The 18,828-nt window shown below is 72.2% G+C and carries 20 protein-coding genes; 11 read left to right on the forward strand and 9 right to left on the reverse strand.

Features of this window, described 5'->3' with window-relative positions; all coding sequences use genetic code 11:
• Positions 1-22 precede the first annotated feature (22 nt).
• Positions 23-814, forward strand: a complete 792-nt coding sequence (locus tag QMK28_RS23855; RefSeq protein WP_443050802.1) for a hypothetical protein — start codon at positions 23-25, stop codon at positions 812-814.
• A gap of 200 nt (positions 815-1,014) precedes the next feature.
• On the opposite strand, the gene QMK28_RS23860 is transcribed toward QMK28_RS23855, so the two are convergent.
• Entirely contained in the window at positions 1,015-1,557 is a 543-nt protein-coding gene (locus QMK28_RS23860; RefSeq protein WP_326441350.1) for a hypothetical protein, read from the reverse strand.
• 419 nt (positions 1,558-1,976) lie between these two features.
• On the opposite strand from QMK28_RS23860, the gene QMK28_RS23865 reads away from it, so the two are divergent.
• A complete protein-coding gene (locus QMK28_RS23865; protein ID WP_326441402.1) occupies positions 1,977-2,837 on the forward strand; it encodes a DMT family transporter in 861 nt (286 codons plus the stop codon).
• Positions 2,838-2,993: 156 nt separating this feature from the next.
• Here the strand turns inward: QMK28_RS23865 and QMK28_RS23870 are convergent, their stop codons facing one another.
• Positions 2,994-4,154 carry a magnesium and cobalt transport protein CorA gene (locus QMK28_RS23870; RefSeq protein ID WP_326441352.1) on the reverse strand — a complete coding sequence of 387 codons (1,161 nt, stop codon included), beginning with the start codon at positions 4,152-4,154 and terminating at the stop codon, positions 2,994-2,996.
• Positions 4,155-4,695: 541 nt separating this feature from the next.
• On the opposite strand from QMK28_RS23870, the gene QMK28_RS23875 reads away from it, so the two are divergent.
• The 4 genes from QMK28_RS23875 to QMK28_RS23890 all read left to right on the forward strand — a co-directional run bounded on the left by QMK28_RS23875 (position 4,696) and on the right by QMK28_RS23890 (position 7,839).
• A complete protein-coding gene (locus tag QMK28_RS23875) occupies positions 4,696-5,292 on the forward strand; it encodes a suppressor of fused domain protein (protein ID WP_326441354.1) in 597 nt (198 codons plus the stop codon).
• A gap of 207 nt (positions 5,293-5,499) precedes the next feature.
• On the forward strand, positions 5,500-6,138 hold the full coding sequence (locus QMK28_RS23880) for a DUF6758 family protein (protein ID WP_326441356.1): 639 nt from the start codon (positions 5,500-5,502) through the stop codon (positions 6,136-6,138).
• 178 nt (positions 6,139-6,316) lie between these two features.
• On the forward strand, positions 6,317-7,168 hold the full coding sequence (locus QMK28_RS23885; RefSeq protein ID WP_326441359.1) for a PHP domain-containing protein: 852 nt from the start codon (positions 6,317-6,319) through the stop codon (positions 7,166-7,168).
• A gap of 65 nt (positions 7,169-7,233) precedes the next feature.
• Positions 7,234-7,839, forward strand: a complete 606-nt coding sequence (locus QMK28_RS23890; protein ID WP_326441361.1) for a MarC family protein — start codon at positions 7,234-7,236, stop codon at positions 7,837-7,839.
• A gap of 71 nt (positions 7,840-7,910) precedes the next feature.
• Here QMK28_RS23890 and QMK28_RS23895 read toward each other — a convergent pair whose 3' ends face one another.
• Entirely contained in the window at positions 7,911-8,063 is a 153-nt protein-coding gene (locus tag QMK28_RS23895) for a hypothetical protein (protein ID WP_326441363.1), read from the reverse strand.
• Between the two features lie 225 nt (positions 8,064-8,288).
• Here QMK28_RS23895 and QMK28_RS23900 point away from each other — a divergent pair, with 225 nt between their 5' ends.
• On the forward strand, positions 8,289-9,254 hold the full coding sequence (locus QMK28_RS23900) for an NYN domain-containing protein (RefSeq protein ID WP_326441365.1): 966 nt from the start codon (positions 8,289-8,291) through the stop codon (positions 9,252-9,254).
• 117 nt (positions 9,255-9,371) lie between these two features.
• Here QMK28_RS23900 and QMK28_RS23905 read toward each other — a convergent pair whose 3' ends face one another.
• Entirely contained in the window at positions 9,372-10,271 is a 900-nt protein-coding gene (locus QMK28_RS23905) for an alpha/beta fold hydrolase (RefSeq protein WP_326441367.1), read from the reverse strand.
• 235 nt (positions 10,272-10,506) lie between these two features.
• On the reverse strand, positions 10,507-12,510 hold the full coding sequence (locus tag QMK28_RS23910) for a DEAD/DEAH box helicase (protein WP_326441369.1): 2,004 nt from the start codon (positions 12,508-12,510) through the stop codon (positions 10,507-10,509).
• Between the two features lie 549 nt (positions 12,511-13,059).
• Here QMK28_RS23910 and QMK28_RS23915 point away from each other — a divergent pair.
• Complete coding sequence (locus QMK28_RS23915) at positions 13,060-13,809, forward strand: ferritin-like fold-containing protein (protein ID WP_326441371.1); 750 nt, start codon at positions 13,060-13,062, stop codon at positions 13,807-13,809.
• A gap of 52 nt (positions 13,810-13,861) precedes the next feature.
• Here QMK28_RS23915 and QMK28_RS23920 read toward each other — a convergent pair whose 3' ends face one another.
• From QMK28_RS23920 to QMK28_RS23935, 4 genes are all read right to left on the reverse strand, one after another.
• On the reverse strand, positions 13,862-14,128 hold the full coding sequence (locus QMK28_RS23920) for a hypothetical protein (protein ID WP_326441373.1): 267 nt from the start codon (positions 14,126-14,128) through the stop codon (positions 13,862-13,864).
• 226 nt (positions 14,129-14,354) lie between these two features.
• On the reverse strand, positions 14,355-14,582 hold the full coding sequence (locus tag QMK28_RS23925; RefSeq protein ID WP_326441375.1) for a DUF3107 domain-containing protein: 228 nt from the start codon (positions 14,580-14,582) through the stop codon (positions 14,355-14,357).
• Between the two features lie 241 nt (positions 14,583-14,823).
• Complete coding sequence (locus QMK28_RS23930; protein WP_326441377.1) at positions 14,824-15,459, reverse strand: TetR/AcrR family transcriptional regulator; 636 nt, start codon at positions 15,457-15,459, stop codon at positions 14,824-14,826.
• Positions 15,460-15,595: 136 nt separating this feature from the next.
• Positions 15,596-15,829 (reverse strand): hypothetical protein, encoded by a 234-nt coding sequence (locus QMK28_RS23935; protein ID WP_326441379.1) that lies wholly within the window; start codon positions 15,827-15,829, stop codon positions 15,596-15,598.
• 183 nt (positions 15,830-16,012) lie between these two features.
• Between QMK28_RS23935 and QMK28_RS23940 the strand changes: the two genes are divergently transcribed.
• The 3 genes from QMK28_RS23940 to QMK28_RS23950 all read left to right on the forward strand — a co-directional run bounded on the left by QMK28_RS23940 (position 16,013) and on the right by QMK28_RS23950 (position 18,692).
• Positions 16,013-17,008: an alpha/beta fold hydrolase gene (locus QMK28_RS23940; protein WP_326441381.1), complete on the forward strand. Its 996-nt coding sequence runs from the start codon at positions 16,013-16,015 to the stop codon at positions 17,006-17,008.
• Between the two features lie 308 nt (positions 17,009-17,316).
• Positions 17,317-18,528 (forward strand): DUF3152 domain-containing protein, encoded by a 1,212-nt coding sequence (locus QMK28_RS23945; RefSeq protein WP_326441383.1) that lies wholly within the window; start codon positions 17,317-17,319, stop codon positions 18,526-18,528.
• Between the two features lie 71 nt (positions 18,529-18,599).
• Complete coding sequence (locus QMK28_RS23950; protein WP_326441384.1) at positions 18,600-18,692, forward strand: Ms4533A family Cys-rich leader peptide; 93 nt, start codon at positions 18,600-18,602, stop codon at positions 18,690-18,692.
• Positions 18,693-18,828 lie beyond the last annotated feature (136 nt).

Consider the following 18,828-nt stretch of genomic DNA (forward strand, 5'->3'; position numbering starts at 1 on the left):
CGCATCAGGAGGCAGAGCAGACGTGACTCCATTCCCCCGGACCACCGCATCGTCGGGTGGCGCCCGACGACTGCGCAGCGTGACCCTCGCCGGGGCGGTGTGCGCCGGGCTGGTCGTGTCGCTGGCCGGCTGCGGCGGCGGCGATGACGCCGCCGCGGACCCCGACAAGGGGACCAACGGGGTCGGGAAACTCTCCCCCGGCAAGATCGAGAAAAGAGCTCTCAAGGCGGCGCGCGGCGCGAAGGCGGTGCGGCTGTCCGGCACCGTCGTCAGCAAGGGCCACACCTACAGACTCGACATGCGGCTCAAAGAGGGCGGCGGCACGGGTCAGCTCACCGCGAAGGACCGCACCTTCGAGTTGCTTCGGTCCGGCGACGAGCTCTACCTCAAGGCCGACGCCGCGTTCTGGGCCGATCAGCAGGGCGGCGCGCAGCCCTCGAAGGGCGACAGTGTGGCCAGCAAGCTCGACGACAAGTACGTCAAGGTGCCGACCGGCGACCCCTCGTACAAGCAGTTCAGCGGCTTCACCGACAAGAACGTGCTGCTCGACGGGCTGCTCGGGCTGCACGGCCGGCTGGCGACCGGGGACCGCGGCTCGGTGGACGGCGTCCGCACCATCCGGGTCAGCGCGGGGAAGGGCAGCGGCGGCACCCTCGACGTCTCCCTCGAAGGCACGCCCTACCCGCTGCGGTTGCAGCGCGCGGGCGGTGCGGGAACGTTGCGGCTCGGCGACTGGAACAAGGATTTCTCGGCCGAGGCCCCGGACCGGGAGCACGTCCTGGATTACGGGCAGCAGATCCCTGGCACCGGCTGACCGGCTGAGGGAGGGGCCGACGGGCGGGGGGTCGCCGTCGGTTGGATGGCCGGGCGGTCGGACGTTCGCTGAGGCTACGGGGGCGGGCGCGGGCGGGGCCGTTTGCGGCGGCAGGGCCCGCCGTCGTTGGTCGTGGCGGCGCGGGGCGCTGCGGCCGTCCCGGACTGTCCCAACCTCTCCGTAGCCCCCGCGCGGGCCCGTCAGCGGCGCTTGAGGCCCTTGCGCAGCAGCCTGGGCAGCGCGGCCGGCATCTCCTGCCGGGTGGTGGCGGGGCTGGGGTACGGCGCTGCGGCCAGGGAGCCGTCCGGCATCGCGTCGGGGCGCTGCGCCGCCGGGCCGAGCGGTTCGAGGCGTAGCACCCGGCACTCGCGCGCCCAGCGTTCGGTGATCCGGTCGGAGTCCGGCGCGTTCAGCCGCTTCGCCTTCAGCTCCGCGGCGGTGGCGGTCCACGGCTCGCTGCGGGGCGCGAGTTCGACGACGCGCGCCTCCCAGGCCACGAGCCGCCCGCCCTTGTCCTTGCTGCGCACGGTCACGGTGGCGGTGCCGCCGTCCACCAGGCCGAGCCCGGCGAGCGGCTGCTCGCCGTCGCCGTCGCCGATCAGGCACACCGCGCCCTCGTGCCAGACGTGCCACAGGGCGCGCGAGGGGCCCTCGGCGCCGCGGACCCAGATGAGGCCCGATTTCTTCGTGGCTTCCTCGATGAGGGCCCGGTCGGAGCGGGCCTGATCCACGGTCTGCGTCATGGGTGAAGCCTAGGGGGTGGCCGCGCCGGGCTTGGTGGGGTGGGGCTCGTGGGGTGGGGCGTGGAGCGCTGCGCGCGACGGGGGCGCGCGGCGGGGCGTACGGCGGGGGCTCCGGCGGGGGCTCCGGCGGGGCGTACGGCGGGGGCTCTGGCAGGGGCACCGGCGGGGGCTCCGGCGGGGCGTACGGCGGGGGCTCCGGCGGGGCGTACGGCGGGGGCTCTGGCAGGGGCGCGTCCAGCGGCCGGACGGACAGTTCCATGGAGCGGTCATGCGCCTTACGCTGGGCGGGCCCTTGTCACCCGACCGCGAGGACCGCCGTGCCCACCGCCCAGACCGGCCGCGCCGAAGCCCCCGGCGTCGAAGCAACCGCCGCCGCAGGCTCCCCGCCGCCCCTCGGCGGGCTGCACACCCGCGCGCCGATGGACCTGGCGCTGCTCGCGGTCGCCATCGCCGGGATCTCGTTCTCCGCGCCGCTGATAGCCGCGACGGCCGCGCCCGCGCTGGCCATCGCGTTCTGGCGGAACGCCATGGCGGTGGGGGTGCTGACCCCGCTGGCCCTGCTGCGGCACCGGGTGGAGTTCCGGCGGATGGGGCGCAGGGCCGTACTGCTGTCGGTGGCCGCCGGCGGGCTGCTGGCGCTGCACTTCGCGCTCTGGCTGCCCAGCCTCCGTATGACCTCGGTCGCCTCGTCCACCGCGCTGGTGACGACCACTCCGATCTGGACCACGCTGCTGCTGAGGCTGCGCGGGCACCGGCCGCCCCGGCTCGTCTGGGCGGGCACGGCGGTCGCCTTCCTCGGCGTGGTCATCCTGACCGGCGTCGACATGTCGATGTCACCGCAGGCCCTCGCGGGCGACGCGCTCGCGCTGGCCGGCGGCATGGCGGCGGCGGGCTACGTCCTGCTGGGCGCCGAGGTGCGGCGCACGGTGAGCACCACCGCCTACACGTACGTCTGCTACTCCACGACCGCCGTGCTGCTGCTGGCGGCCTGCCTGGTGTCCGGGGCCTCGCTGTCCGGCTACAGCGGCGAGACCTGGCTGAAGCTGGCGGTGCTGACGGTCGCCGCGCAGCTGCTCGGCCACTCGATCATGAACCGGGTGGTGCGCGGCCTCGGCCCCTCGATCGTCTCGACCTCGATCCTGCTGGAGACGCCGGGCGCGGCGCTCATCGCCGCGCTCTGGCTGCACCAGACGCCGCCGGCCGCCGCCTACCCGGCGCTCGTGGTGATCCTTACCGGGCTGGGCCTGGTCGTGCTGGCGGACCGCAGGAAGACGACCTAGGGCCTCTTCCGGGTTTGCGGCCGGGCTCGCGGGGCTCCCTGATCCAGCCGCAAACCCGGAAGAGGCCCTAGCGGGCCGGTCGGCCCGCCGGGCGATCGCCGACCCCGCCAGGCCATCGCCGACGCGGGCTGCGTCCCGCCGACTGCAGCCGGCCGACTACAGCCAGCCGTTGCGGCGGAAGCCCCGGTGGATGGCGACGCAGATCCCGGCCGTGATGATCATCACCATCGGATAGCCGTACCGCCACTCCAGCTCCGGCATGTACTTGAAGTTCATGCCGTAGATCCCCGCGATCATCGTGGGCACGGCGAAGATCGCCGCCCAGGAGGTGATCTTGCGCATGTCCTCGTTCTGCGCGACCGTCGCCTGCGCCAGGTTGGCCTGCAGGATCGAGTTGAGCAGGTCGTCGAAGGACACCACCTGCTCGTGCACCCGCGCGAGATGGTCGGCGACGTCGCGGAAGTACTTCTGGATGTCCGGGTCGACCAGCCGCATCGGCCGCTCGGAGAGCAGCTGCATGGGCCGCAGCAGTGGTGCCACCGCCCGCTTGAACTCCAGTACCTCTCGCTTGAGTTGGTAGATGCGGCCCGCGTCGCCGCCGCGCGCGCTGCCGCCGGTCTTCGGCGCGGACGCCTTGCCGGGGCCGGCTGTCCTGCCCGGGGCAGCCGTGGCGGAGCCAGAGAAGACCTCGATCTCGACCTCGTCGATGTCGTCCTGGACCGCGTCGGCGACCGCGATGTAGCCGTCCACCACTTGGTCGGCGATGGAGTGCAGCACCGCCGAGGGGCCCTTGGCGAGCAGCTCGGGGTCCTGCTGGAGCCGGTGCCGCAGCGCGCGCAGCGAGCCCTGGCCGCCGTGCCGCACGGTGATGATGAAGCTCTGGCCGGTGAAGCACATCACCTCGCCGGTCTCCACCACCTCGCTGGTCGCGGTGAGTTCGGCGTGCTCGACGTAGTGGATGGTCTTGAAGACGGTGAAGAGGGTGTCGTCGTAGCGCTCCAGCTTCGGCCGCTGGTGTGCGTGCACCGCGTCCTCGACGGCGAGCGGGTGCAGGCCGAACTCCCGTGCGATGTCGGAGAACTCACGCTCCGTCGGCTCGTGCAGCCCGATCCAGGCGAACCCGCCGTCGGCGCGTACCCGTGCCATCGCTTCGTTCGGTGTGACGTGGTCGCTGACGCGCCGGCCCTCGCGGTAGACGGCGCAGTCCACCACGGCGCTGGTGCTGAACGGGTCGCGGGTGGTCTCGTAGTCGGCGGCTGCGTGGGTCCGTTGCCGGGTGGGGCGAACCGCTGCGCGCAGGTCTCGGATCATCGACATGGGCGGGCTCCTTCGCGGGCCGGCCGTCGGCGGCGAGTGCGGCGCTTCCCGGAATGGGGACCTACGGGCCCCGGTGAGGGCTGTGGTACGTCCACAAAGCGGGAGGCGCACCGCTCGTCGCGGTGACGGCGTTTCGCTGAGATCGCTGAGTGCTCGGGTCAGGGCGAAACTGTGAATGGCGCTCTACCGACATGCGCTGCCACACGCTGCTTTGTGCTGCGGCGCGATCGGACCCGGTGAAAAAATCGAGAACTTCAGTGGTTGCCCGGCCGAATGGCGGGGTATTGAAGATCTCGGATCACTTGGAAGGGTGCCGGACGGGAGAGCTGCCGGTACTGCACGGTCGACTAGGCTCCATCGCAGCCCCACCTCCTCCGGCCGATCCCCGCTGGGGGATGGTTCAACGCACCTTCGACGGCCGGACTCCCGGCGGCGATTGAAGTGCCGCACCGTCATGTCCTGACCAGCGGCCCAGGCTATCAGCCGGCGGAAGCGCCACGGTGCCGCTTTGCCGGTTCCATGCGCGTTCTATGCTCGCCGCATGGCAGACGTTCTTGAGCTGGTCGAAGCCCGCTTGCGCAGCGCACTGGGCGAACCGGAAGCGCGCGCGGCGGTGACCTTCCTCGGCACCGACCGGATCGAAGTGCTTCGCTTCAGCAGCGACACCGACGGCGGCCTGGTCCGCTACGCCACACTCGGCATGTCCCGGCTGCCGATGGGCGATCCGACCGTGGTGCTCGCCGACCCGCTGCGCGGCCCGCGCGCCGAACTGGTGCTGTCCGTGCGCCCGGCGGGCGCCGAGGTCGACAAGGTGCTGCGGCCACTCGCGGTGCTGGGCGCCTCGCCGCAGGTCGAGGGACTGGTGGTGTCGCCGGGCGCGTCGCTGGACGTCGGCGAGCCGCTGTGGCCCGGGGCCGCCTTCACCTCCGTACTCGTCGCCGAGTCCGGCGGGCTGGTCGAGGACCTGGAGCTGGACGAGCCGATGGACCCGGTGCGGTTTCTGCCGCTGCTGCCGATGACGGGCAACGAGGCGGCGTGGAAGCGGGTGCACGGCGCGACGGCGCTGGAGGAGCGCTGGCTGTCGCACGGAACGGACCTGCGCGACCCGCTGCGCAGGTCCGTGTCGCTGGAGAGCTGACGGGGAGATCCCTGGGGCGGGGAGATCCGTGGGGCGAGCTCAGGCCCCGGCCCGCTGTATCCGGCGCTATTGACATCATTGACATCAGCGACAGCGGAAATTCACGGGTGGGCGGGCGCGGGCCCCTCCGCGAGCGCGACGGCCCGTGGCTCTCCGGACGGGTGATCGTCCTTGACGCGGCGAGCACTGGGGAGGACCGTGGGCCTCATGAGGGGCGAACCCAGTTGCCCGAAATGCGGTGGCCGGGTCAGGGCGCCCGGTCTCTTTGCCGACTCCTGGCAGTGCGGAGTGCACGGATCGGTGCATCCCCTGCAGCCGGTCATCCCGCCCAGCGTCGAAGCGCTCGGTGTCGTCGTGAACCGCGCGCGGGTGCCGGTGTGGATGCCCTGGCCGCTGCCCGTCGGCTGGCTGTTCAGCGGCGTCGCGTACGCCGGGGACGACCGCAGCGGCGGGCGCGCCACGGCGGTGGCCTGCTCGGGCCCGGGGCCGCTCGGCGGTCCCGCCGAGCTGCTGCTGATCACGGAGGAACTGGGCGTCGGCCTCGGAGCGCGCTTCGCCGGCATCGAGGGCCCCGACCCCGGCCCGTACATGTGCGTCGACAGGCCGCCGCACGCCAAGGTCCTGGCCGCCGGCCGGCCCACCCCGCTCTGGCACGTCGACGCCGCGCCCGGCGACCGGGCGGTCTACGCGGGGGAGGCGCGCGGCCTCTGGCTGTGGGCGATCATCTGGCCCGAGGCTTCCGGGCTGCTGATGTACGACGAGCTGGTGCTCACCGATCTGCGGGACGCGGGCGCCGAGGTCGATCTGCTGCCGTGCGGGGCGTTCTCACCGCGCATCCTGTCCTGACCGGGCCCTGTGCCGTGCTTGTCCCTTGCCTTGCCCTGACCGGTCGCCGTTCCCGTCCCGACCGGGCGCGTCGACCAGTCCGAATGCCCGCTCCGGCCTCCGATGGGGGCGCGGCCGGCTGCGGTTATCCTGAAGCGACCGTTCCGCTGTCCCCCGTCCCCTGGCCTGGAGTCCGTCCGTGCGCATCGACCTGCACACCCACTCCACGGCTTCGGACGGCACGGACACCCCCGCCGAGCTGGTGCGCAACGCCGCCGCGGCCGGGCTCGACGTCGTCGCGCTGACCGACCACGACACCGTCGGCGGCTACGAGGAGGCGATCCGGGCACTCCCGGCCGGACTCACCCTGGTGACCGGCGCTGAGCTGTCCTGCCGGATCGACGGCGTGAGCATGCACATGCTGGCCTACCTCTTCGACCCGACGGACCCCGAGCTGACGCGCGAGCGGGAACTCGTACGGGACGACCGGGTGCGCCGCGCCCGGCTGATGACCGAGAAGCTGGTCGAGCTCGGCGTGCCGGTCAGCTGGCAGCGGGTACGGGAGATCGCGGGCGACGGATCGGTCGGCCGGCCGCACGTCGCGACCGCGCTCATCGAGGCGGGCGTCATCGCCGACATCGGCGAGGCCTTCACACCGGAGTGGATCGGGCCGGGCGGCCGGGCCTACGTCGAGAAGCACGAGCTGGACCCCTTCGAGGCGATCCGGCTGGTCAAGTCCGCCGGCGGGGTCAGCGTCTTCGCGCACCCTGCGGCGGTCAAGCGCGGCGCGGTGGTCCCGGAGAGCTCGATAGCCGAACTCGCCGCCGCCGGACTCGACGGCATCGAGGTCGACCACATGGACCACGACGCGCCCACCCGCGCCCGGCTGCGCGGGCTGGCCGCCGACCTCGGGCTGCTCACCACCGGCTCCAGCGACTACCACGGCAGCCGCAAGACCTGTGAACTCGGCGAGTTCACCACCGCCCCCGAGGTCTACGCCGAGATCGCGGCCCGGGGCTCAGGCGCCCGGCCGTTCGAACGCGCGTCGTAACACCCGTGTCCGCGCCCGCCACCGGCACCGCCCCCCCGTCCTCACACCACCGCTAGGCCATGATCGTGTTCGACTTTGCTCTCTTCGGGTCCGTCTTCGTGACACTTTTCGTGATCATGGACCCGCCCGGCATCACGCCGATCTTCCTCGGGCTGACCTCAGGGCGTCCCGCCAAGGTGCAGCGCAAGATGGCCTGGCAGGCGACCGCGGTCGCCTTCTGCGTCATCGCCGTCTTCGGGCTCTGCGGCCAGCAGATCCTCGACTACCTGCATGTGTCGGTGCCCGCGCTGATGGTCGCGGGCGGCCTGCTGCTCCTGCTCATCGCGCTCGACCTGCTCACCGGCAAGAACGAGGAGCCGACCCAGACCAAGGACGTCAACGTCGCGCTGGTGCCGCTCGGCATGCCGCTGCTGGCGGGGCCCGGCGCGATCGTCTCGGTGATCCTCGCGGTGCAGCACGCCGACGGCATCGGCGGCCAGCTGTCGGTGTGGGCGGCGATCGTGGCGATGCACGTGGTGCTGCTGCTGACCATGCGCTACTCGCTGCTGATCATCCGGGTGATCAAGGACGGCGGTGTGGTGCTGGTGACCCGGCTGGCCGGGATGATGCTCTCCGCCATCGCGGTGCAGCAGATCGCGAACGGGGTGACGCAGTTCGTCCGGAACGCCTGAACGGGCCGGGAGCGCGCACAAAACGCGAAGGGCCCCCGAACCGTCAGGTCCGGGGGCCCTCCACGAATGCGTTAACGGGCGACTGCGTCGGCCGGGCGGATGTAGATGCGCTGGCCGATCGAGGCGGCCTGCTGCACAATCCGGTTGACGGAGGCGGCGTCCACGACGGTGCTGTCGACGGCTGAGCCGTCGATGTCGTCGAGGTGCATGATTTCGAAGCGCAAGGCTTCTCCCTTCGTCTGATCCTCCTGCTGAGGAGAACTACTGGTGCTGGTGGTGCTGGTGGTGCAGCGTTCAGTGCGCCGTCGGTGCCGCACGTTCTGATGTGTATAACCCAGTCTCCCATGAAGTCATTCCCTACGCTAAGGAAAACTTTCGATTGCCTAAGTACTCATGGGTTGCGGGACCGGTTGTGTCCCTTGCGTGAGCACCCGGACAATGGGGCCCGTATGAACCACGTACAGCCCCCGGGCCCCCCTGATACCGCCGCGCCACTCGACCTCGCCGCGGTCGCCGCCGGCATCGAGCGCACCAACCACCTGCTGGAACGGGTGCTCGCCGAAGTCGCGACCACGCCCTCCACGCACGCGATCTTCGTGGACGCGGGCTACGTCTACGCCGCGGCCGGCCGACTCGTGGCCGGGACCGAGGACCGGCGGGCCTTCGACCTCGACTCCGAAGGCATCATCGAAGCCTTCATCGACAAGGCCCGCATGCTCTTCCCGGACAGCAGACTGCTGCGCGTCTACTGGTACGACGGCGCGCGCCGCCGCATCCACACCCCCGAACAGCAGAAGATCGCCGAGCTGCCCGACGTCAAGGTCCGGCTGGGCAACCTCAACGCCAACAACCAGCAGAAGGGCGTCGACTCGCTGATCCGCACCGATCTGGAGTCCCTCGCCCGGCACCGAGCGATCAGCGACGCGTCGCTCATCGGCGGCGACGAGGACCTCGTATCGGCCGTCGAGGCGGCGCAGGGCTACGGCGCGCGCGTCCACCTCTGGGGCATCGAGGCGGCCGACGGACGCAACCAGGCCGACCCGCTGCTCTGGGAGGTCGACAGCCAGCGCACCTTCGACCTCGACTTCTGCAAGCCCTACGTCACCCGGCGCACCGCCCCGGTGTACACACCCGTGCTCAGCACGGGCATGGACGCGGAGGCGCTGGACGGGCCCGCCCCGACCCGCGAGGACTTGCGCTTCGTCGGGGCGCAGGTCGCCGCCCAGTGGCTCGGCACCCGCGGCACCGAAGCCCTCGCCGACCTGCTGCCCGGCCACCCGTACCTGCCGGGATCGGTCGACCAGGAACTGCTGATCGAGGCGGAAGCGCTGCTCCGGCACTCGCTGCGCGGCCACGGTGACCTGCGGCGGGCGCTGCGGGACGGGTTCTGGGCGCACCTTCAGGCGCAGTACTAGGCCGCGCTGGGGCAAAGCTCGCAGGGAGGGGCACCAGGCCGCTGGGGCGCGGTGCCGGGCCGCCCAGGGCCCGGGGCCCCGCCCCGGTTCCGGCTGCCCGCTGTGGGCGGCCTGCCGTCAGACGCTCCGCCAGAAGTCGATCAGCGCGCGGGCCGTCTCCCGCGGACGCTCCGCGTTGGGGGAGTGCTCGGCGCCCGCGATGACGGTCCGGCGGGCGCCGAGCCGTTCGGCCATCGAGTCCATCAGCGGCACCGGCCAGGCGTAGTCCACCGCGCCGGACAGCACATGCTTGGGCAGCGGTACGGCGGCCAGCTCCGCGACCCGGTCCGGCTCGCCGATGAGCTGCCGGCCGGTGGCCATGAGCTGCTGCGGGACCGTGCCGAGCCAGCGCTCGCGCAGGAACTCCCGTACGGCGGGCGGCGTCCCGTCGTCGGCCGCCTCCGGCGGGTCGAGCTCGCGCATCGCCCGCCAGACCCCCTCCATGTCGAGCTGACCGAGCGCGTCGATGAGCAGCGTCGTACGGGCCCGCTGCGCCTCGGAGATCGCGCCGGGCCCTGAGCTCACGATCGTCAGCGAACCGAATCGCGCCGGGGCCAGCAGCACGGCGGCGCGGGAGATCAGGCCGCCGAGCGAATGCCCGAGCAGATGTGTGGGGTGCGCCGTTGCCGTGGTCTGTGCGGTGTCGCCGCCGTTCGCTTCGCCGTCGCTGAGGGCGGCCGCCTGGGCGAGCACGTCCCGGGCCAGTTCCCGCTGGGCGTACGCGGCCTCGTCGGACGGCCCGGCGCTCTCGTACTGCCCGCGCCCGTCGACCGCGACCGCCCGGAAGCCGGCGTCCGCCAGCGGTGCGAGCAGCGCGATGAAGTCTTCCTTGCTGCCGGTGAAGCCCGGCACGAGCAGCGCCGTCCCCCGCGGCGGCGACGCGGGCCGTGCGTCGAGCACGGCGAATTCCCCGCGCGAGGTCCGGAGTCGGTACGCGCGAGCGCGCTCGGGCAGCGATAGATCAGGCGGCCTGCTCATGGGGGTGAGGCTAGTCGCAGCGCGTTTCGGCTCGCCGCCCGCCACCGGGGTTACGCGTCCTTCGGCCGCGCTGTCCTCAATCGCCGGACGGGCTGAAATTCAGCCCGTCCGGCGATTGAGGACACCCGTCCACCGGGCGGACCCGTCCACCGGGCGGACCCGTCCACCGGGCGGACCCGTCCACCGGGCGGACCCGGTCAACGGGCGGACCCGGTCAACGGGTTACAGCATCGCGCTAGCGCGAGCGCCGACGCGAAGGCTGCGACTGCGACGTCTGGGCCGCGGCAGCCGCCGCGGACTCGACCGTCTGGAAGGACTCCGTCTCCGGCTTCGCCTTGCGGACCGGGCGACGGGCCGGCTTGCGCGCGGCGACGATCGTGTCGACGGCCACTACGGGCTTCGGCGGGCCGCTGCGTGTCGCCCGGCGACGGGTCGGCACGGTCGGCTCGGCGGCCTCCACCGTGTCGAGCGCCGCCTCGGCGGCGACCGGCGCTGCCACGACCTCGGCCGCGACGGCCGGGGCCGCCTCGGACTGCGGGGCGCTGCGGCGGGTGCGACGCGCGGACCTGGCCTCGGGGACGACGGCCTCGGCAGTCTCCACCGCCTCAGCCGGCGCGATCGTCTCGACCGGTGCGAGCGGCTCAGCCGTCACAACGCTCTGCGCGGTGTCGAGCACGGCCGTGGCCTCGGCCGTTTCGACGCCCGCCTCGGAACGCGGCGCGGCACCGCGGCGACGGCGGCGACGGGGCTGCCTCGGCTCGGCGGAGTCCTCGGAGTCCGTCGGGGCCGCGGGGACGGTCTCGACCGGGGCGGAAGCCTCGGCGGTGTCGACGGCGGTGACCGCCGACTGCGCCGGAGCGCCGTCCGTGCCGTCCGTGCCGCCGTTACGGGTGCGGCGACGCGGGGTGCGGTCGCGCTTGGGGCGCTCCTGCTCCTCCGCCTCGGCCACGACGGGGGCGCCGCGGCCGGCGTCGCGGCCACCGCTGTCCTTGCCGCCGGAACGGCCGCTGTCACGGCCGGCGTCCTTGGGACCGCGACCGCGGCCGCCCGTCTCGCCCAGGTCCTCGACCTCTTCGGCCCGCAGGCCGGCGCGGGTGCGGTCGGAGCGAGGCAGCGTGCCCGTGGTGCCGGCCGGGATGCCCAGCAGCTCGTAGAGGTGCGCGGAGGTGGAGTAGGTCTCCTCCGGGTTGTCGAACGGCAGGTCCAGCGCCTTGTTGATCAGCTTCCAGCGGGGGATGTCGTCCCAGTCGACCAGCGTGATCGCGATGCCCGACTTGCCCGCGCGGCCGGTGCGGCCGATGCGGTGCAGGTAGGTCTTCTCGTCTTCCGGCGACTGGTAGTTGATGACGTGGGTCACGCCGTCGACGTCGATGCCGCGGGCGGCGACGTCGGTGCAGACCAGCACGTCGACCTTGCCGTTGCGGAAGGCGCGCAGCGCCTGCTCGCGCGCCCCCTGGCCGAGGTCGCCGTGGACCGCTCCGGAGGCGAAGCCGCGGCGGGCCAGCTGGTCGGCGATGTCGGCCGCGGTGCGCTTGGTGCGGCAGAAGATCATGGCCAGGCCGCGGCCCTGCGCCTGCAGGATGCGGGAGACCAGCTCCGGCTTGTCCATGTTGTGCGCGCGGAAGATGTGCTGCTTGGTGTTGGCGACCGTCTGGCCCGCGTCGTCGGGCGAGGTGGCGCTGATGTGGGTGGGCTGCGTCATATAGCGGCGCGCGAGCGAGATGACCGCGCCCGGCATGGTCGCCGAGAACAGCATCGTCTGGCGCTTCGCCGGGAGCAGCTGGAGAATCCGCTCGACGTCGGGGAGGAAGCCCAGGTCGAGCATCTCGTCGGCCTCGTCGAGGACGAGCGAGCGGACGTCCCCGAGGTTGAGCTTCTTCTGACCCGCGAGGTCGAGCAGCCGGCCCGGGGTGCCGACGATGACGTCGACGCCCTTGCGCAGCGCTTCGACCTGCGGCTCGTACGACCGGCCGCCGTAAATGGCGAGCACCCGGACGTTACGGACCTTGCCGGCGGTCAGCAGGTCGTTGGTGACCTGCTGGCACAGCTCGCGGGTGGGGACGACGACGAGCGCCTGCGGGGTGTCGGTCAGCTGGTCGGGGGTGGCCCGGCCGGCCTCGACGTCCGCGGGGACGGTGACGCGCTCCAGTATCGGGAGGCCGAAGCCCAGCGTCTTGCCGGTGCCGGTCTTGGCCTGGCCGATGACGTCGGAGCCGGTCATGGCGACCGGGAGCGTCATTTCCTGGATGGGGAACGGGGAGATGATGCCGACAGCCTCAAGGGCCTCGGCGGTCTCGGGGAGAATCCCGAGGTCTCGGAACGTAGACAGGATCTTGCCTCTTCTGTGAGACGCGACGCGAGGAGGCGAGGGGGGTCGTACCGAGCCTGGTGCTCAACCGGCTTTGCTATGGCCGGGCGGCGCGGGACCACTGCCCTCGCTCAAGCGCTCTTGTCGCGCGAGCGGGTTCCTCTTTCGCCGTGCGTACGTTGCGTACACACCGCGCTGAGGGCGGTCTGGTGGAGCCGATCGGGCCACCGACCGGGCATCCGCTGGGGGTCCGGAACGTTGGATCTCCGGGAAACTCAGCATTCTGTGACACATGCGGACGCACGTGGAAACATGCGACTGTATGCGGCTATATGCAATGACCCACCGAATACTCGGCGGGTGCATTACCACTGTACCCCCTAACGGCGCATGTGCGTCCGGACAATCGTTCGTGCGCGTGGGGCGGGGGTGACTGACCAGGGCCTTCCGCCGGCTGCGAAGCGGGCTATTGTGCGCTGCATGGAGACGCCTGACGAGACCACCGCGCCCGCCGCCGCCGCTGCCCCGCAGCAGACCGGCATCGCCGCCCAGGACTGGGCACAGGCTTCCGGCGACCCGCAGTACCGGGCCGCCGTGATCGATCTGCTGGGTGCGCTCGCGTACGGCGAGCTGGCCGCCTTCGAGCGGCTCGCCGAGGACGCCAAGCTGGCGCCGACCCTGGACGACAAAGCGGAGTTGGCCAAGATGGCCTCCGCCGAGTTCCACCACTTCGAGCGGCTGCGCGGCCGGCTCGCGGCCGTGGACGCCGCGCCCACCGGCGCCATGGAACCGTTCGCCGCCGCGCTCGACGACTTCCACCGGCAGACCGCTCCGTCGGACTGGCTGGAGGGCCTGGTCAAGGCGTACGTCGGCGATTCGATCGCGAGTGACTTCTACCGCGAGGTGGCGGCCCGGCTGGACTCCGACACCCGTTCGCTGGTGCTCGCTGTGCTGGACGACACAGGCCACGCGTCGTTCGCCGTGGAGAAGGTGCGCGCCGCGATCGAGGCCGACCCGCGGGTCGGCGGGCGGCTGGCGCTGTGGGCCCGGCGGCTGATGGGCGAGGCGCTGAGCCAGGCGCAGCGGGTCGTCGCGGACCGCGACGCCCTGTCGACGATGCTGGTGGGCGGGGTCGCGGGCGGCTTCGACCTCGCGGAGGTCGGCCGGATGTTCTCCCGGATCACCGAGGCGCACACCAAGCGGATGGCCGCGCTGGGCCTGGCGGCCTGAACCGTTCGCTCCGGCCCGTGGAAGCGGGCCGGACGGGGGCCGACCGCAGCCTTCAGGCCGCGGCCGACCGCTGCGGACGCCCCTCCGGGCGGAGCAGCAGTGAGAGCAGGGCCACCGCCACGCAGAGCGAGGCGAGCAGGGTCGCGGGGGCGTGCCCCGAACCGAGGATGTGGTGCGCGATCACGCCGCCGAACAGCGCGGCGCCCGGACCGGTGGCCAGCACCAGCTGGTGGGACGGGAGTCGCCGGGGCAGCCACCGGGTGGCGGCGTGGGCGAGAGCGAGGCCGACGATGACGAAGCCGATTGCTTCCCAGAGCAAGATGGTTTCCCTCCCTCAAGGGTGACCTGCGGGCTGACGAGTTCCGTTCACAGCCCGTCCTACCCGGTCGACTCGGCGGGCAATCAGCTTCGCCGTTCCTCATCCGGGTGGTCCCGCGCCGCGCGGACGAGCGGCCGCGTACGACGAAGAGGCGGCCCGGTCGATGTGACCGGGCCGCCTCTTCGGGTGGCGCGTTCGTGCTGGCGCGTGCGCCGGGTGGTGCGCTCTACAGCGCGCCGAAGCCCACCTTGCGTGCGGCGTGCTCCCCGATCTCCACGTAGGCCAGCCGGTCGGCCGGCACCAGGACCTTGCGGCCGTGCTCGTCCTTGAGGCTCAGCAGCTGTGTCTTGCCGTTGAGCGCGTCGGACACCGCGCGCTCGACCTCTTCGGCAGACTGCGCGCTCTCAAGAACGATCTCGCGAGGCGCGTGCTGCACGCCGATCTTGACCTCCACGGCTTGGTCCTTCCGACGTTCAGTGTGGTGCGCGGTACCGCGCTGTACCCAGCACACATTAGCCGGGCACGAGTGCCGCGCGGCCCGCATGGAGGAACGCCCGCAGCGAACACGTGCGTCCACCAGGAAGGACCGCGTACGGCCGCTCACGACCGCGTACGGCTACGTATAACCGCGTACGGCCGCGTACAGCCGCGAGCACGGCCGGAGCGGGATCGCCCGCTCGGCCCCGCTACCGCTCCTACTGCTCCGCGCCGTGCAGCGGGAAGCCCGCGATGCCGCGCCAGGCCAGCGACGTCAGCAGATGGACCGCCGTCTCGCGGGGGATCGTGCTCTTGCTCGACAGCCAGTAGCGGGCGACCACCTGGGAGACCCCGCCCAGGCCGACGGCCAGCAGCATCGACTGCTCCTTGGGCAGCCCGGTGTCCTCCGAGATGACCGCGCTTATCGCTTCGGCGCACTGCAGGGAGACCCGGTCCACGCGCTCGCGCACCTGGGGCTCGTTGGTCAGGTCGGACTCGAAGACCAGCCGGAAGGCGCCGCCCTCGTCCTCCACGTACGCGAAGTAGGCGTCCATGGTGGCCTCGACGCGCAGCTTGTTGTCCGAGGTGGAGGCCAGCGCGGTGCGCACCGCGTGCAGCAGCGACTCGCAGTGCTGGTCCAGCAGAGCGAGGTAGAGGTCGAGTTTGCCGGGGAAGTGCTGGTAGAGCACCGGCTTGCTGACCCCGGCCCGTTCGGCGATGTCGTCCATGGCCGCTGCGTGATAACCCTGCGCGACGAAGACTTCCTGGGCCGCCCCGAGAAGTTGGTTGCGCCGGGCCCGGCGTGGCAGACGTGTCCCTCGCGGGCGCGCCTCGGTCTGCTCGATGGCTGTCACGCCGCCTCCCATGCTTCGTTCCGTGCGCGGTGTGCACCGCGTCGGCCATCGTACTTTCGGGTAACCCCGCTGTGTGCGGTCCGCGCACAGAATTTCACCGACCGGACACGGCCGGAAGCTGATATATCACCCCAGGTCATCGGTATTCGTCTTCATTCAGCTCCACGACGCGTGCCTGTTCGGCGCGATCTGCGGCATTGGCGGTGTCCGGGTCGGCGCCGGTGAGTGGTTCGTCGCGGTTCGGGATGAGCTCGGCGTGCTGTTCGACGGCGTCGGCCTCGGGGGCCTCCACGTCGAATTCGCCGGGTCCGCCGTCGCCGTCCGGGTCGGAATCCTCGAAGGTCTCCGGGTCGGTCGGGTCAACAGGCATGGTCACTCCCTTGTCCGGGGTGCACTTTCCGGGACGAACGCCCCTGTACCCGAGGGTAAACGCCCCTGTACCCGAGGGTAAACGCCCCTGTGCCCGAGGGTAGGAGAGTGTGCGCGACAGCGCGATGGCACCTGTGACCGCGAACACACGATCGGAGGCGTGATCGTCTCGTAACATTGCCGCATGTCTTCGACCGAGTCGCCCGGAATCCGGGCCACCCCGACGGAAGCACTTCCCCGGGGACCCAGAGCCGGCGCCGGCGAGACGCTGCGGGCGGTGAGCCTGCCGGGGCTGACGCTCAACGTCCGATCGCGCCCGGCGGTACGGGCCGGTCTGCCGCCCGCGCTGTACGTCCACGGGCTCGGCGGCTCCTCGCAGAACTGGTCGCTGCTGATGGCGGAGCTCGCCGACACGGTCGACGGCGAGGCGATCGACCTGCCCGGCTTCGGGCACTCCCCGCCGCCGGACGACGGCGGCTACTCGATCTCCGCCCACGCCAGAGCGGTCATCCGCTTCCTGGAGGCGGGCGGCCGAGGCCCGGTTCATCTGCTCGGCAATTCGCTGGGCGGCGCGGTCGTCACCCGCGTCGCGGCCGTCCGTCCTGACCTGGTGCGCACGCTCACCCTGGTCTCGCCCGCGCTGCCCGAGCTGCCCCCGCAGCCCAGCGCGGTGCCGACCGCGCTGCTGGCGCTGCCCGGCGTCACCCGACTGTTCGGCCGCCTCACCCGGAACTGGAGCGCCGAGCGGCGCACCCGCGAGGTGCTCGCGCTCTGTTACGGCGACCCCGCCAGGGTCACCCCGGAGGGCCTGGCGCTGGCCGTCGAGGAGTACGAGCGGCGGCTCGCGCTGCCGTATTTCTGGGATTCGCTGGCCCGCTCGGCGCGTGGCATCGTTGACGCGTACACGCTGAGCGGCCAGCATTCGCTGTGGCGGCAGGCGGAGCGGGTGCTCGCCCCGACGCTGCTCGTCTACGGTGGACGGGACCGGCTGGTCTCCTTCCGGATGGCCAAGCGGGCCTCCGTGGCCTTCCGGGACTCCCGGCTGCTGACGCTGCCCGACGCCGGACACGTGGCGATGATGGAATACCCGGATGTGGTGGGCCAGGCCCTCCGTGAACTGCTCGCCGACACGAGCGTGGACGAGCACGATGATCCGGTCGCCGACCGGGACTGGAGCTGAGACGCCGAGTGGGACGCCATAGCCGTGGAGGCCGGGCAGGACCCGGCGACGACACCTCCCGAGCCTCAGGAACCTCAGCCGACGCCCCCGGCGCATCGGCGGGCGGCGCGGGATCACCGGGTGTCGCGGCGGCGTCTCCGGCGGCCGACGACGGCCCGCCGTCCGAGGGCGGACGGGGACGCAGGCGGCGCGGCGGCCTGCCCGGAACCGGGCAGGCCGCAGCTCCCGGAGTCGGCCCCGGCCCCGGAGTACGGCCCGGCGCGGCCTCGACGCCGCCGCACGGGACATCGCGGCAGCCGTCCGCCCCGGTGCGCGGCGGACACCCCGAGCACCATGAGGGTGGCGGCGGCTGGGGCGCCCCCGGCCGTTCCGCCGACCCGCGTTCCGCCGACCCGCGCGCCCTCGACCCGCGCTTCAGTGGCGTGCCGCGGCCCGCGGGCTACCCGGCGCCGTCCGCGGCCGGGCGAATCCCGGGGCCGCGGCGGGAGTACGTCGGAGCGTTCGACGACGGCGATGTGTTCGCGGCCGGCGCGGCAGGGGCCGCCGGTGCGAGCGGGCGGGTGCTCGGAGCGCGTACGGCCGAGCAGGGCGACGGAGCCTTCGGCCCGCTGGGCGCGGACGGGTTCGCCGAGGAGAGCGACGACGAGGCCGGGACGGAGGCTGAGAGCGAGGCCGACAGATCCGGGCAGTATCCGCCCGACGGGCCGGAGGCCGCCCGTGGAGTCGCAGCCAAGGGCGCGAAGGGGCGCACCTTCACCGGCATCGCGGCGGCGGCCGTGACCACCGTGCTGGCGATCGTGGTGGCCGGGCAGGTCGCGGAGGGGCCCAAGGACAGCGGGCAGGTCGAGGCCAAGAGCACGATGGACCGCAAGGAGGCCGACGACGCCTCGCGCTCCGAGCAGCGCCCGACCCCGGTCGCGAAACCGGCCTCGTACGACGATCTGATGGCGCAGAAGTTCCCGCTCGCCCCGAAGCTCCAGGCGTCCCGCGAGTTCAAGACCGTGCCCGGCAACGACAAGGCCCTCGGCCGGGGGAACGTGCTGCGCTACCGGGTGGACGTCGAGCTGGGACTGCCGCTGGACGGCAAGCTGTTCGCCGACGCGGTGCACAAGACGCTGAACGACAAGCGGAGTTGGGGGCACGACGGCAGCCGCACCTTCGAGCGGGTGTCGAAGGGCCGCGCCGACTTCGTGATCACCCTGGCGAGCCCGGGGACCACCGCGACCTGGTGCGCCAAGTCCGGCCTCGACACCAGGGTGGACAACGTGTCCTGCGACTCGGCGGCGACCGAGCGGGTCATGATCAACGCCTACCGGTGGGCCCAGGGCGCCGAGACGTTCGGCGACAAGATGCACCCCTACCGGCAGATGCTGATCAACCACGAAGTGGGCCACCGGCTCGGGCGCAATCACGAGCCGTGCGGCAAGGAGGGCGCGTTGGCCCCGGTGATGATGCAGCAGACCAAGACGCTGACCACGGACGGCGACACCTGCAAGCCCAATTCCTGGCCCAATCCCTGATCGTGAGACGAACGGTCTCTGATCGTGAGACAGCTTTGCCAGCGGGCGAAAAATCGTCCAATGTTCTGCGCATGTCGCATCGCCACGTTCCCGAGATCACCGGCTTCGATCTGGTGCTCATCGGCGTGGCCGCGCATGCTGTCGCCGACATCGACTGTCGCTGAAGTCCCGCTCCTCCCGGGTCCGTCGAGGCGTTCCGCCCCGGCCCGGGTGCACCCCCGCGCGTGTCTCCTCACGCCTGCCGGGAGCGGCCCAGCGCTCGCCCGAGCTCCGTCCGCCGCCTTCCGCAGGTGATCCCTG

Origin of the sequence: Streptomyces sp. H27-D2 (genome assembly GCF_035828615.1) — a bacterium.
Taxonomy (GTDB): domain Bacteria; phylum Actinomycetota; class Actinomycetes; order Streptomycetales; family Streptomycetaceae; genus Streptomyces.

Bases quoted from the DNA above. Each gene is read 5' to 3' on its own strand.
- QMK28_RS23900 (WP_326441365.1), top strand. From the start codon at position 8,289: ATGAACCACGTACAGCCCCCGGGCCCCCCTGATACCGCCGCGCCACTC.
- QMK28_RS23915 (WP_326441371.1), top strand. From the start codon at position 13,060: ATGGAGACGCCTGACGAGACCACCGCGCCCGCCGCCGCCGCTGCCCCG.
- QMK28_RS23865 (WP_326441402.1), top strand. From the start codon at position 1,977: ATGGACCTGGCGCTGCTCGCGGTCGCCATCGCCGGGATCTCGTTCTCC.
- QMK28_RS23940 (WP_326441381.1), top strand. From the start codon at position 16,013: ATGTCTTCGACCGAGTCGCCCGGAATCCGGGCCACCCCGACGGAAGCA.
- QMK28_RS23950 (WP_326441384.1), top strand. From the start codon at position 18,600: ATGTCGCATCGCCACGTTCCCGAGATCACCGGCTTCGATCTGGTGCTC.
- QMK28_RS23875 (WP_326441354.1), top strand. From the start codon at position 4,696: ATGGCAGACGTTCTTGAGCTGGTCGAAGCCCGCTTGCGCAGCGCACTG.
- QMK28_RS23860 (WP_326441350.1), bottom strand. From the start codon at position 1,557: ATGACGCAGACCGTGGATCAGGCCCGCTCCGACCGGGCCCTCATCGAG.
- QMK28_RS23880 (WP_326441356.1), top strand. From the start codon at position 5,500: ATGAGGGGCGAACCCAGTTGCCCGAAATGCGGTGGCCGGGTCAGGGCG.
- QMK28_RS23870 (WP_326441352.1), bottom strand. From the start codon at position 4,154: ATGTCGATGATCCGAGACCTGCGCGCAGCGGTTCGCCCCACCCGGCAA.
- QMK28_RS23935 (WP_326441379.1), bottom strand. From the start codon at position 15,829: ATGCCTGTTGACCCGACCGACCCGGAGACCTTCGAGGATTCCGACCCG.
- QMK28_RS23905 (WP_326441367.1), bottom strand. From the start codon at position 10,271: ATGAGCAGGCCGCCTGATCTATCGCTGCCCGAGCGCGCTCGCGCGTAC.
- QMK28_RS23910 (WP_326441369.1), bottom strand. From the start codon at position 12,510: ATGACGCTCCCGGTCGCCATGACCGGCTCCGACGTCATCGGCCAGGCC.